General features: G+C 39.2%; 11 protein-coding genes. 4 read left to right on the forward strand and 7 right to left on the reverse strand.

Translation table 11 applies throughout. From position 1 onward, the window contains the following. Nucleotides 1-43: 43 nt before the first annotated feature. Entirely contained in the window at nucleotides 44-646 is a 603-nt protein-coding gene (locus tag ACNSN2_RS05295; RefSeq protein ID WP_010389613.1) for a PilZ domain-containing protein, read from the reverse strand. Between the two features lie 287 nt (nucleotides 647-933). Here ACNSN2_RS05295 and ACNSN2_RS05300 point away from each other — a divergent pair, with 287 nt between their 5' ends. The 3 genes from ACNSN2_RS05300 to ACNSN2_RS05310 are packed head-to-tail and all read left to right on the forward strand — an operon-like array spanning nucleotide 934 to nucleotide 5,606. Continuing rightward, on the forward strand, nucleotides 934-1,491 hold the full coding sequence (locus ACNSN2_RS05300; RefSeq protein ID WP_010389615.1) for an RNA polymerase sigma factor: 558 nt from the start codon (nucleotides 934-936) through the stop codon (nucleotides 1,489-1,491). Further along, on the forward strand, nucleotides 1,488-2,564 hold the full coding sequence (locus ACNSN2_RS05305) for a FecR family protein (RefSeq protein WP_055011781.1): 1,077 nt from the start codon (nucleotides 1,488-1,490) through the stop codon (nucleotides 2,562-2,564). The genes ACNSN2_RS05300 and ACNSN2_RS05305 overlap by 4 nt, the downstream gene beginning before the upstream one ends. 9 nt (nucleotides 2,565-2,573) lie before the next feature. Further along, entirely contained in the window at nucleotides 2,574-5,606 is a 3,033-nt protein-coding gene (locus ACNSN2_RS05310; protein WP_418608708.1) for a TonB-dependent receptor plug domain-containing protein, read from the forward strand. 65 nt (nucleotides 5,607-5,671) lie between these two features. Here ACNSN2_RS05310 and ACNSN2_RS05315 read toward each other — a convergent pair whose 3' ends face one another. From ACNSN2_RS05315 to ACNSN2_RS05340, 6 genes are all read right to left on the reverse strand, one after another. Further along, nucleotides 5,672-6,115: a ferritin-like domain-containing protein gene (locus ACNSN2_RS05315; RefSeq protein ID WP_418608709.1), complete on the reverse strand. Its 444-nt coding sequence runs from the start codon at nucleotides 6,113-6,115 to the stop codon at nucleotides 5,672-5,674. A gap of 171 nt (nucleotides 6,116-6,286) precedes the next feature. Next, a complete protein-coding gene (locus ACNSN2_RS05320) occupies nucleotides 6,287-7,225 on the reverse strand; it encodes a LysR family transcriptional regulator (protein WP_008468187.1) in 939 nt (312 codons plus the stop codon). A gap of 16 nt (nucleotides 7,226-7,241) precedes the next feature. Next, entirely contained in the window at nucleotides 7,242-8,960 is a 1,719-nt protein-coding gene (gene aceK, locus ACNSN2_RS05325) for a bifunctional isocitrate dehydrogenase kinase/phosphatase (RefSeq protein WP_109874828.1), read from the reverse strand. A 183-nt stretch (nucleotides 8,961-9,143) separates the two neighbouring features. Then, nucleotides 9,144-9,635 (reverse strand): DUF4124 domain-containing protein, encoded by a 492-nt coding sequence (locus ACNSN2_RS05330; RefSeq protein WP_109874827.1) that lies wholly within the window; start codon nucleotides 9,633-9,635, stop codon nucleotides 9,144-9,146. Nucleotides 9,636-9,780: 145 nt separating this feature from the next. Continuing rightward, nucleotides 9,781-11,277, reverse strand: coding sequence for a DUF3413 domain-containing protein (locus ACNSN2_RS05335; protein ID WP_418608710.1), 1,497 nt, complete (start codon nucleotides 11,275-11,277; stop codon nucleotides 9,781-9,783). A gap of 5 nt (nucleotides 11,278-11,282) precedes the next feature. After that, nucleotides 11,283-11,495: a DUF1414 domain-containing protein gene (locus tag ACNSN2_RS05340; RefSeq protein WP_008109847.1), complete on the reverse strand. Its 213-nt coding sequence runs from the start codon at nucleotides 11,493-11,495 to the stop codon at nucleotides 11,283-11,285. Between the two features lie 63 nt (nucleotides 11,496-11,558). Here ACNSN2_RS05340 and yejK point away from each other — a divergent pair, with 63 nt between their 5' ends. Continuing rightward, nucleotides 11,559-12,575: a nucleoid-associated protein YejK gene (yejK, locus tag ACNSN2_RS05345; protein WP_109874826.1), complete on the forward strand. Its 1,017-nt coding sequence runs from the start codon at nucleotides 11,559-11,561 to the stop codon at nucleotides 12,573-12,575. Nucleotides 12,576-12,790 lie beyond the last annotated feature (215 nt).

A 12,790-nucleotide genomic window follows, 5' to 3' on the forward strand; every position in this document is an offset into this window, starting at 1 on the left:
ACTACAATTTAAAGCGATTTAAACAGGTAAATAAACACTCGTGTTACTCGTTTGAACTCTCTTTCGCTTTTTCAAGTTGTTGGCGCTTTTTAAGTTGGCGTGTTTGCGCATGTAAACTGGCTCTAACAACCAACTCTTGATCACTGTCTCTTATTGATACGAATAGCAGGGTATACTGGTAATGCTCATTGTCTTGTTTTTCTATAGCAACAACTTCGCTATAACAATACACCGCAGAGGCTTCATGCTGTAAAAACAGTTTGGTACGAAATTTCTGACCTAATGTGTACAAATGTTCACTGGTAAATTTAATTCCGCCGCCGCCATAACTATCGCAATAAATTGAGTTATCTTCAGGTTGTTCTGAAGCTAAAATATGGCTCATGATCAAATCTATCTTACGCGACTGGGCTTGTAAAAACGTCGTCAGTTCTTGGGCAATATCTCCTAAGTTACGCAAAGGGCCTAAAGCGCTTTGATCTAAACTACTGACTTCGTTAGCAAGTTTAAATAAAGGCGGAATATCTGCGTCTAGTTCAGCCAAACTTTTTGGTACCACTGCGTCATCTACGGCAAATAGATTGACGCGATTGCTCTCTTCAATTTGAAAGTAAAGCTCAAAATCAGCTAATTTTTGATTATTCATTTTTAACTCCTAGCCTCTATCCGTTAATAGTAGCGTTGCGGTTATTAAATTACTACACAGCAACCCAATAAAAATTAAGCTAAATAAGGGTTTGGCTTCACTATAAAAACGCTAGGGGTGCTACTTTTTATACAGCCATAATGATTAAGAACATAATAAATATTAATACATTTATACTGAGTACGTATATTCGCAACTAATAAATAACCAATAATTAACAAAATGCCTTGTAATTAACCATAAAACTCGTAATCTTACCTTAATAATAATAACAAGGGACTACCCACGTGGCTCGAGGAATTAAATTAGCCAGTACATTCTCAGATATATCCACGCAACTGCGGCGCTTTGTGTCTAAAATTGTGTTACCTGACGATGTTGATGATATTGTTCAAGAAACCTTTGTTAAAAGTTATGAAGCAGAGCTAAAACAAGATATTCAATACACCCGCAGCTATATGTTGAAAACAGCTAAACATCTCGCCCTAAATCATATAGCTAAATGGGATAATAAATTTAGTACTCCTTTAAATCACGAAACTGAACTTCCTAAATTGCTTAAATCAATGCAATTAGAAGATGAATACACCTCCAAAGAACGTTTTTTACTATTTTGTCGTGCTACTGAGCAGCTAAGCCCTGTAGTGAGAAAATGTTTTATATTAAAAAAAGTATATGGGATGAGCCAAAAAGAGATCGCACAGCAAATGCAGCTAAGTCAAAGTACGGTAGAAAAGCACATTGCTAAAGGGCTACTAAACACCATGCTATATATGCGCGATCAAGTGCAAGATGAGAGTGAACATTGCCAACAAAGTGCGAACATAGTGAGGGCAGTAAAATGAGTAACATCCATCAATTTACTTCAAAAGAATTAATCTTAGAAAAAGCATCGCAATGGATAAGTGCGATTGATCGTGGCTTAAGTACACAAGAGCAAGAGCAATTTAAACTGTGGATGCTACAAAGCACGGCTCATCAGAATGCGGTATATGAATTAGCACAATTATGGGATGACTTAAGTGTGCTTAACGAGCTCAGCGTATTGTTTCCTAATAAGCACTCTGCAGGCATTAAAACAAAGCCTTCCTATGTATATGGTATTGCGGCAAGTGTTGTTGCAGCTTTAATGATGTGCAGCTACTTTTTGCTGAACATGGGGAGCAACTTTAACCAAAATTTAGCTAAAGTAAATTACACAAAAATTTATAAAACAAAGGTTGGCGAGCAAGCAACCTATGTTTTACCAGATGGCACAATAGTTCAGCTCAATACTAATAGTTCACTAGAAGTCGCTTATAGCCAAGGACGTAGACAGTTATTACTAAGCCGTGGAGAAGGGCGTTTTAATGTAGCTAAAGATGCATCACGCCCGTTTAGTGTGATGGCGGGGGATAAAAGCTTTACCGCACTTGGTACAGTCTTTAATGTTCAGCGCAATACCTCATCAGATCTCGAGTTGGTAGTCACTGAAGGTAAAGTGATGATCACCGATCCTAGCGTTGCCGTTAATGCTGACGATTTTAAAGCGTATCAGCAAGCTGATAACAGCAATCACGAAATCCGCCAGATCAATGCCAATATAGTGATATCGGGTGAAAAAGCTATTATTGAACAGAGCGTAACTAAACCAATTACACAATTATCGGTTGATGACGTACAACGCGATTTAGCATGGCAAAATGGCATGTTGATATTCAATGGCGAGCAACTGGTTGATGCCTTAAACGAAGTTAGCCGTTATACCGCCACGCGATTTGAACTGTCATCTGATGAATTAGCGCGTATTAAAGTGGCTGGCGTGTTTAAAGCGGGTGATGTCGCAGGGCTTTTAGAGAGCTTACAAAATAATTTTTCAATTGAGCATGAGCGTTTAGGCGAGCATGTTGTTAGTTTAAAATATCAAAAAAAGTCATAGGTAATGGTAATGAAAATCACGCCATTGTTAATCAATGTTACTCATAAGGGTTTAAAAAGTAATTTAAAGATTAAAAAAATGATAAGAACCTATAGAGGATTTTTGTTTGCTAACTGTTTATATAAGTTGCGCAGTAACCATATGTGTTATTTAAGCCCGTTGGGACTCGTTGCACCGCTGTTTTTTAGTATCAGTGTGCATGCGAATCAAATGCAGGGGCAAATGATGCAGTTTGATATAAAAGCGCAACGAGCAGACAAAGCCTTAATTGAATTTGCCAAGCAAACTGAACAAACAGTGGTTTTTTCGTACGAACTTGCTAAACAGTACCAGGCAAATTCGTTATATGGATTTTATTCTCAACTCGATGCGTTAAACGCATTGTTAGCTGAGACTGAGCTCGATGCGGTTGTTGATCAAAATGGTTTACTGAGTATTAAACTCAAACAAATCAATAGGAAAGATAACAACATGATGAAGCTTTCAGGAGTTAGTGCTGCTGTATTACCTGCTTTACTTGCAGTTAATTCACAAGGAATAAATGCCGCTGAACAAAGCGCAGAACAAAACATCGAAAAAATTGCTATTGTAGGTAGTCGTGTCGCAGGACGCTCAGTTGAAGACTTACCTGTCCCCGTTGATATTTTAAGTGCAGAAGCACTCGAAAATACCGGTCAAACTGAAGTTGGCCGCATGCTTCAAGCTATCGCACCTTCTTTTAACTTTTCAAGTTCATCTATTAGTGATGGTACTGATGCATTAAGACCCGCAACCTTACGTGGCCTTGGCCCGGATCAAACATTGGTATTGATCAATGGTAAGCGTCGTCATCAAGCCAGTATTATCCACATTAATACTTCTGTTGGTCGTGGTACTGCGGGTACTGACATGAATGCGATTCCAGCCTCAGCCATTAAACGTATTGAAGTACTGCGCGACGGCGCTGCGGCTCAATATGGTTCGGATGCAATTGCCGGTGTTATTAATATCGTGCTAAAAGATGGCAGCGAAGGTGGTAAAGCGGCCGTTAACTACGGTGAGTACTCTGAAGGTGATGGCGAAACCGTTAATATCGACTTTAATAAAGGCTTTGCTTTAGGTGATAACGGTTATTTAAATACAACTATTAACTACCGTGATCGTGCACCAACTAACCGTGCAGGCCTTCATGGCTCATGTCAGTTCTATGGCTGTACTGAACTTTCTGATGGTACCTTGCTTGCAGGTGATCCACGCGAATTAACCGCACCGCGTGATACATTCAGAATTGGCGATGCTGATTCTCAACAATTTGGTTTAACAGTTAACACCGGCTACGAATTAGGAGCGGGTGAACTATACGGTTTTATTACCTATTCAACTCGTGATAACGAATCAGCAGCATTTTTCCGCCATAATGCTAATGCAGGTGGTAACCCGGTACTTCAAGATGGCGATGCAACTATCCCAGCTGGTTTTTTACCTAAAATAAACACCACGATTGACGATATTTCATATAACTTTGGTTATAAAACTGAATTTGATAACGACTCAAGCTTAGACTTATCGTACACCTATGGTGAAAACAGTATTGACTACACGACCAGCGATACAATTAACGGCTCTTACGCGAATTTTTTACGTTATGACCAAGGCCTAAGTGCAGCAGATATTCGCGCCACGATTCCACGTCAAGGTTATGCTTATGGCATGGAGCTATCACTGCAAACGATCAATCTTGATTTTACTCAAAATTTTGATGACTACTCATTGGCAATGGGTGCTGAAATTCGTACCGATGAGTACCGAATTTTAGAGGGTAGTGAATATGCATATCGCGATTACGATACCAACAACGGTGTTAATATTTACGATGGGCTAAGCGGTGGTATTGGCAGCGAAAACGCATCCGGTGGCACACAAGGCTTTGGTGGTTCATCGCCAGCGTCGTCGGTTGATGAGTCGCGTGATGTGATCTCGTTTTACTTAGACGCTGAAGCTTACGTTATTGAAGATGTAATTATCTCAGGGGCGTTACGTTACGACAATTACAAAGGGTTTGGCGATACAGTTAACTTTAAACTAGCCGGTAACTGGTCAGTAACTGAAGATATTTCACTTCGTGGTGCGCTAAGCTCAGGCTTTAGAGCACCTTCAATGCAGCAGTTGTATTTTAACAACATCAGCACACAGTTTGTTGTAGGCCCTAATGGTAACTTAGTGGCTGAAGAAGTGGGCACCTTTAGAAACGATTCAACCCTTGCGCAAAGTTTAGGTATTCCTAAGCTCACAGAAGAGAAATCTCAAAACCGCAGTTTAGGTATCGTTTATAACGTAAGCGATAATATTAATGTAACCCTAGATTACTACTCAATTGATATTGACGACCGTATTGTAATTAGTAATCGCTTAGGTAAAGGCTTATCAAGCGGTCTTGATGCTGCGTTATTAAGTTCAGGTGCGGGTGCAGGGCAGTTTTTCTTAAATGGCGCTGACACTGAGACACAAGGTATCGACTTTGTGGCTACATGGAATACAGAAGGCCTTGGCGGCACGCTTGATTTTACATTAGCGGCTAACTTTACCGCAACCGATGTGGTGTCGTTATTTACACCAGCAGGCTCTGGTCTTGAAACCGTGCCAGTCGATGATGTGTTTTCTGATCAAGAAATTTCTATTATTGAAGAATGGCAACCAGAAGATCGGATTAACTTAAGTGCGCTTTATCGTCGCGACGACTGGACCGTAAACCTATCGCTTAACCGTTTTGGTGAGTACACAGTGGAAGATGGCGGCCGCCAGACTTACGGTGCTGAAATTTTAACTGACATCAAAGTAAATTACTTTGTGACTGACGATTTATCAGTAAATATTGGCGCAAATAACTTATTTGATGTTTACCCAGATGAAAACACCATAGGTAATTCACGTTCAGGCACAATTGTAGATGCTCAAGGTAACACCATTGTCAGCAGCGATGGTGTATTTAAGTACTCACGTCGTTCAGCGCCATTTGGCTTCAACGGTGCTTACTACTACGTAGGTGCAGAGTACCGCTTTTAATTAATAACTCTCCTATTGTTATTTAACAACCAAAGGGCCGTAAGGCCCTTTTATCGTTTTTAAACTTAATGTTTTTGCATTTTACTCATTTCAGCATGGCAGCTCTGCATAGTAAGTAATACTTTTGATAACGCTGCTTCACAATCATGAGACTGAGGCTTTTTCAACGCTACTTTAATTTCTTCTAAGGTTTTATCTTCTACTTCCTCAAGCTCTTTAACGTAGGTTTGATCGTTATTGTTAGCAAATTTACTAATCAAAGTAGTAAATGCACGGCGTGCTTCTACAACAAACGACGAGCCATCTTCGCGCTCACCTTGTTGATTAATTGCGTAAGGTTGTAAACTCTCCACACTGACTATACGAGCGTCAATCATACGTTGGAATAGGGCTCCTATAGCGGGGTCTTGTACTTTATCTTGTGCTGTTTGGTAAAAGTCGATGCCGCTATTCATTACTTGGATAATGTCGGTAATATGATTAATTTCTTGTCCTTGATGGGTGCTCATAATAATGACCTCTGTTAATTTAAAATACAGTCATTACTAAGCAAGCGCTATTCCAAGTAGGTTTTGTTTTTTAAGCTTTTGTATTTTATGGTTTTTAATTTTTTTAATAGTTTGGTAGGCTTGCTAACTAAGCGCTAGCAAGCAAATTTTACATTAAGGTATGTAAGAAGGTTATTTTAGCTCATCCGCTACTTCAGCTACTTTTTGGCGTAACCAAATATGACTAGCGTCTCTGTGTAATAAAGGGCTCCATATCATATCAAGTTCAAATGGCGGGATAGGAAAGGGTGGCTCCAGTATTTTAAGCCCAGGATCGTCTAAATAAATATTGGCCGCTTTTGAGGGCAAAGTCGCAACTAAATTTTTCTCTTTGGCTAAGTGAACAGCCACATGATAGTTACGAGTAAAAGTGGCAATATTACGGTGTTTACCAAAATGCGCCAGTGCCTCATCAACCCAGCCCAGCTTCTGCACATCTTTAGGGTCCATCCCCACACCAACACCAAAGCCTGTTTTACTTACCCAAATATGGCGAGCTTTTAAATAGCTGTCTAGGCTAAAGTTTTCAATAATGGGGTTATCTGATTTTACTAAACAACAAAAGCTGTCTTTCCAAATACGTTTATGATGAAACGATTGTGGTAAATTTTCAAAGCGGTTAATCGCCATATCAACTTTACCGTTTTCAACATCGTGAAAGGTAACATCACTAGGAGTTAAAATATCTAAGGTGGTGTCGGGCGCTTCTTCGTGTAGTTTCCCTAATAAACGCGGTGCCATGGTACTGGCCGCGTAATCACTGGCCATGATCCTAAACACTCGCTTACTTTGTTTAGCTTCAAACTCACGATTAGGTGCCAGCGTTTCTTCAAGGGTCATCAAGATTCCACGAATCACAGGCTGCAACTCAATAGCACGCTCAGTCGGTACCATACCATCGCTGGTACGCACTAAAATAGGATCATTAAAAAGGTTACGTAGGCGTTTAAGTCCGTTACTCATTGCCGGTTGAGTAATGCTAAGCTGGTTTGCAGCACGAGTAACATTACATTCGCGCAATAATGTATCGAGGTAAACCAGTAAATTTAAATCTATTTTACTTATATTCATTGTGTGTCCTTAACGTTTACCAATAATGGATAAAACGCTGTGCTGTAGGATAGGGATAAATATGACTCACCTTTCCATTTTTTATATTTTGTTGTGCTTGTTTCCAAAAGTTAACATCAAGTAATTCAGGGTGCGTGCTAGTTAAAAATTGTTTATATGTTGGATTAGGCATTACAAAGGTACATAGCTGCTCTGGAAATACATCTTGAGGTGCAACCGAGTAACTTTGTTCGTCCATTAAATAATCGTCATAACTTTTTGCTTTAGGTAGCGCTCTAAAGTTCATGTCTGTTAAATATTGCACTTCATCGTAATCATAAAAAATAATCCGTTTGTGCTTACTTACACCAAAGTTCTTTAACAGCATATCGCCAGGGAAAATATTCACGGCAATCATTTCTTTAAGCGCCTGCCCATACTCTTCAATGGCATCGGCGGCACTTTTTTCGTCTGCATTTTCTAAAAACAAATTAAGCGGTGTCATTCGCCGTTCAATGTATAAATGTTTTATGATTAACCAGTCACCCTCAATCACCATCGATGAGCCAATGGTTTTGTGCAACTGTGCTAACAAGTTACTATCAAATCGTGCCAAAGGAAATACGACGTTTGAATACTCTATGGTGTCGGCCATTCGCCCTACACGGTCGTGGCTTTTAACCAGTTGATAGCGTTTTAATACCGTTTCGCGACCAAATGGCTTACTTTCGCCAAATTTATCTTTGATGACTTTAAATACATAACCAAATGAGGGCAGGGTGAATACCATCATCACCATACCCGGTGTACCCGGAGCAATGGTAAATTCATCATTAGAATGGGTTAAATGATTCAAAAACTCACGGTAAAACTCAGTTTTCCCTTGTTTATGAAAACCAATGGCGTTGTAAAGCTCGGCGAGGGTTTTATTAGGCATAAGTTGATTTAAAAACCGCACTAACGCTGAGGGGGCGTGAGTTTCTACCATAAAGTAAGCTCGTGCAAAGCCAAAAATTACTCGCATTTGCGATGACTTAGTCAGTAGGGCATCAAGATATAACCCCTTATCTTCATGGTGTAACACGGCAATAATAAAAGGTTGAACGCCGCTTTGCGAAACGACACGTCCTACAATATACGCGGCTTTATTGCGGTAAAACGGCGTGTGTAATATATCAAAACGCATTTGCCAATGCTGGTGGTGAGTATCGGGAGCTTGCTTATAAAACGCTTTTACTAATAAACGAATATCACGCTCAAGGTTGACAAAATCGGCTTTAAAATCAAAGTGGTTAATAATACGTTTAATTGTTGGTTTTAAACCATCCACGACGGGGAAGTAGCTTCTGTATTCTGCTTCTACAGGCACTGAGGGCGCATCTTTGAGTGTCGCTTCAACAAAAATAAAGTCGTTATGAAAATAGCGGCGGTGGTATAAGCGGCAAAATACAGAATTATAAAATGTTTCGGCAAGCTCAGCCTGCGGGTGAAAACATAAAAAATGCTGGTAAATTTTTTTTACTTCAAGCCATAAACTTTCGTTTAGCTGGTCTGTTTGTTGACGTTCACGTAAGGTTTTTGTGGTTTCGTTAACTCGATCATCATAATAGCTAATACGTAGGCGGCTAATATCATTGATTGCTTGCCAATCTCTTTTAGCAAACGCATAAGGTGCTTTTGCTGTTGTTCTTTGAAACAGCAGGTAATGTTTTTTAAATCCGGTTAAAATTAACTCAGCAATTTGGCGTGGTTGCATCAGTACTCCTTAATTGACGCCTTTAGGTGTTTAGCAAAGTGCCGGTGGATACCATTTAATTTGTAAAAGCGGGTCAAAGGAAATTGCATCACTAAACACGTATTAGAGTTCGTACTCTACGGTTGTTAAGGGTATGTTATTTTATGTTTAAAACCAAGCTAATTAAGATGATATTTATTTAAGTTAATTAGAGTCTGCTTGGTAGGCATCAATCTTTTTTTGTAATTTCTTAATTCGCTTTTCAATTAACGTTTTATCTTTCTTATACTGCTTATCTAAACTTTTTTGCGTTTTTTTAATATCTTTACTAATTCGTTTTTTATCATCCGCACTTAATATATGATTTAACCGCTGTTGTTGTTTAAAATCAGCTCTGTCTTTCTCTCGCGAAAGTATAGCGAGTTTATGCTGGTTACTGCGTAGCTCCGCCTCTAAGTTAGTAATTATGGTGTCGCGTTCAAGTTCGTTTAACTGCTTAGTGTAGTTTATTTCTTCACCTGCTTGTTTTGGCTCAGTGGCAGTTATTTTATGAACGGTTGCATTGTTACTACAGGGTAATTGTGAAAAAGTAGTCCCTTCTGGGGTTACGCATTTGTAATAGGTGGTTTGAGCTAATGCAAGAGAGCTAAAACATAAAATACAGACAGTAATGATCAGATTAATAACGCTGAACATAATGATTATCCTTTGTATATTCTGATCGAGTTAATAATTTTTAATGATAAAAACTATAACCTAGCTTGGGGGGATAGCAAGTGCAAAGGAGTAATAACAGAAACTAAGCGAGTCAGTTTTAATGACTCGCTCGTATTATGAGGTGCTATTGAGAAAATGTTTTAAGCTTTTTAATACTGTGCACTAAAAACGGAATATCAAGTCCTTGCTCAATTGAAAACCCTTCAGCTGCGGAAATATTTCTAAAGTTTCCATCACGATCAATCAGCGTAATTCTATCTTTTTTATAAGCAATTACGACACCTTGTGAGTAATTAACGCCAATATTATTACTTTTATTGTATAAGTTTTTCCCTAACATTGTCTGCTCTGCAAGCGTATTACAGTTTAAGTATTGGCCAAGGCTAGTAGCAAGAATGTCACTAGGTTGAATTAAGCCATTCACTTTAGAAATAAACTTATCTGAGCTATACAAGGTTGACGTGGTCACTATTTCATTGCTGTTTTGAGACACACTAAATGCAAAAAACTCAGTAGTGTCATCGCGTATAGTCGTATTTTCATTCGCTTTAATAACCCTGATTGCGCCATCTTTGTGTGCTTGCTCGTTAATAAAGCTCAGCTCATCAATACCAAATACTTCTACACTGCGGCGTTGGCTTTGCCAAACAGGTAACGTTTGTTGCTCAATAATATCGGTTTTATAAAATGCAGGCAGGCCATAGACTAAACCAAATAGCATGTCGCTATGATCAGTGGGTTGTAAAAACTGCTGATTTTTATAAATGCCTTTTTTGCTAGCAACAAATTTTGCTAACTGTTCGTCATTATCAAACACTAAAATATCAACTTTAGCAGCGTTGTAATTTTCACATTTTGCTAATGGGTTAGGTATTTGGTAATTAATACCTTGGTTATTAATTTTAACGTTATGCGCTTGTTCGTAGCTTTCAACATCCAGTAAATCGTTTTTAGCGAGTAAGCTCTTTGCCGTAGTCGGGTACGAAAGCGGTAATACATTGTCTTGCTTTGTAATATCAAACTTTAAATTTGCATCAGCCCAAATATGAATACTGTGGCTTAATGCAAAACAGATGACTAAAAAAGAACCGGCATAACGGGCAAATTTAAACTGCTTTAAACGCGCTAGGTGGTGCCAGGTAAAGTTACTAACTGTAAGCTGAAATCCTAAAATAAGTAATACAATACTGCCAGCTAACAAGGTAGTGAGCGCAGGAGAATTTGTTAAGCGGTGCCACAACAGCGAAATAATTTCAGGCAGCGCTGAGGCATTTAAGTGATAGCCTAAGTTAAAATACACATAAGCGTCCAAAGTCAGTATTGAAGCACCTATTGTTGCTATCACTGCCGCCATACCACGAATATGCTGCGGATAGGGAAACACTAAACTTAAAGGAAAAACCGTCAGCACAAACGCTAAAAAGGCAATAAAGCTGGTGTGGCTTAGCCACGTAACCACCATATAAGCGATACCTATAAAAGTGGTGGGTGGCGAGTCGGCAAATAAATAGCTTAAGCTAATTAAAAGCGCTAAACCAATATTGGCAAATGTAAACCAATGGCCCCAACTTAATAATTGACTTGCTTTCGATGAAAACTGGTTATGCTGCGATAAATTCATAGAGTTTATTTAACCGACTGAGCGAGTGCTTTTGCAAAGTTCTCAGTAACAGCTTGTCTTTTCCCTGTTGGTACATGCTCTTTTAAGATATGCGTGATAGAATTTCCTAAACACATAAGACTTAAATCAACCGGCGCATTGTGTTTTGATAAAACATCAATAAGCTGATCGACGATTTGTTCTACTTCTTCATTAGAGTATTTTGATAAGATTGGCATCAGTTGGTTCAATAAAAATAGTTATATTCCCGTATTTTAACACCAGAGGCGTGAAAAACAAAGATGGCAATAGATGTTAAAAAATTAGTCGTGCACTATGTAGACAAAAAAGATGACGACACCCAAATTCACCTTCGCAACGACGAAATGATGATCAACGACAAAGTTGCTGTATTCATTGAGCAATTACACCACGCCTACAACGGCAAGCCAGGCAAAGGTTTTTGTGCTTTTAGTGGAGAAAAAAACAGCATTGTTGCCTCTACTATGCAAAGCTATCGTAATAATGAGCTTGGCTTTTGGCATATGACCGAGCAGGCATCAACGGTATTAAAAGAAGAGTTAGATAAATACGCCTTTAATGAAACTGGCTACTTAGTATTTTGTCATTATCAGTACGTGGCTACTGATTATATGTTGATTGCCATGATCAACATTAAAGAGCACTACTCCATGACTTCAGAGCTTGATTTAGCCGCATCGCGCCATTTAGATATTTCGCGTATGCAATTGGCTGCTCGCATTGATTTAACAGCATGGGATACCCAAGCAGACGATAATCGATATATTTCGTTTATTAAAGGTCGTGCAGGGCGAAAAGTGGCTGACTTCTTTTTAGATTTCTTAGGTTGTGAAGAGGGCATTGATCCTAAGCAACAAAGCCAAGTAATGCTAAGCGCGGTAGAAGACTACTTATCAGAGCAAGAATTTGATAAGTCTGAAAAAGATGATTTACGTAAACAAGTATTTGATTATTGTAACGACTGTGTCACTACTGGCGAAGAGGCTAATGTAAGTGAGCTTTCAGCAACGCTGACTAAAGGCGACGACAACCCGTTTGAGAGCTTTTGTAAAGAGCAAAGCTATGACCTAGAAGAGTCATTCCCAGTCGATAAGAAAACAGTAACGAGTATGGTGAAGTTTTCAGGCTTAGGTGGCGGTGTGAGCATTAGCTTTGAGCGTAAGCATTTAGGTGAACGTGTAACATACAACGAAGCAACAGATACACTGGTAATAAAAGGCATTCCGCCAAACCTAAAAGACCAACTGCAACGTTTCATGGAACAAGAGCAAGATTAAACTCACGGCGGGCTGTGAGCTATGGGTTTCGGGCTCAGGCTCGTAACCCGATCCCCACAGCCCGTTAACCTTCGATTGTAACTTTACCCTCTAAAAGCGCAGCGTCTCTTAGCTCTCTTTGTGCATAATTTTCTTAAGATCTAATTGCACGGAGAGAAGAGAATGAGGATTAAATGAGAAGATAAAACAGGTATTAGCAGATAACTGGTAGACGT

This window comes from Pseudoalteromonas sp. US3C1013 (assembly GCF_048401115.1).
Classification (GTDB): Bacteria; Pseudomonadota; Gammaproteobacteria; order Enterobacterales; family Alteromonadaceae; genus Pseudoalteromonas; species Pseudoalteromonas undina.

Bases quoted from the DNA above. Each gene is read 5' to 3' on its own strand.
- ACNSN2_RS05295 (WP_010389613.1), bottom strand. From the start codon at position 646: ATGAATAATCAAAAATTAGCTGATTTTGAGCTTTACTTTCAAATTGAA.
- ACNSN2_RS05305 (WP_055011781.1), top strand. From the start codon at position 1,488: ATGAGTAACATCCATCAATTTACTTCAAAAGAATTAATCTTAGAAAAA.
- ACNSN2_RS05310 (WP_418608708.1), top strand. From the start codon at position 2,574: ATGAAAATCACGCCATTGTTAATCAATGTTACTCATAAGGGTTTAAAA.
- ACNSN2_RS05315 (WP_418608709.1), bottom strand. From the start codon at position 6,115: ATGAGCACCCATCAAGGACAAGAAATTAATCATATTACCGACATTATC.
- ACNSN2_RS05320 (WP_008468187.1), bottom strand. From the start codon at position 7,225: ATGAATATAAGTAAAATAGATTTAAATTTACTGGTTTACCTCGATACA.
- aceK (WP_109874828.1), bottom strand. From the start codon at position 8,960: ATGCAACCACGCCAAATTGCTGAGTTAATTTTAACCGGATTTAAAAAA.
- ACNSN2_RS05330 (WP_109874827.1), bottom strand. From the start codon at position 9,635: ATGTTCAGCGTTATTAATCTGATCATTACTGTCTGTATTTTATGTTTT.
- ACNSN2_RS05335 (WP_418608710.1), bottom strand. From the start codon at position 11,277: ATGAATTTATCGCAGCATAACCAGTTTTCATCGAAAGCAAGTCAATTA.
- ACNSN2_RS05340 (WP_008109847.1), bottom strand. From the start codon at position 11,495: ATGCCAATCTTATCAAAATACTCTAATGAAGAAGTAGAACAAATCGTC.
- yejK (WP_109874826.1), top strand. From the start codon at position 11,559: ATGGCAATAGATGTTAAAAAATTAGTCGTGCACTATGTAGACAAAAAA.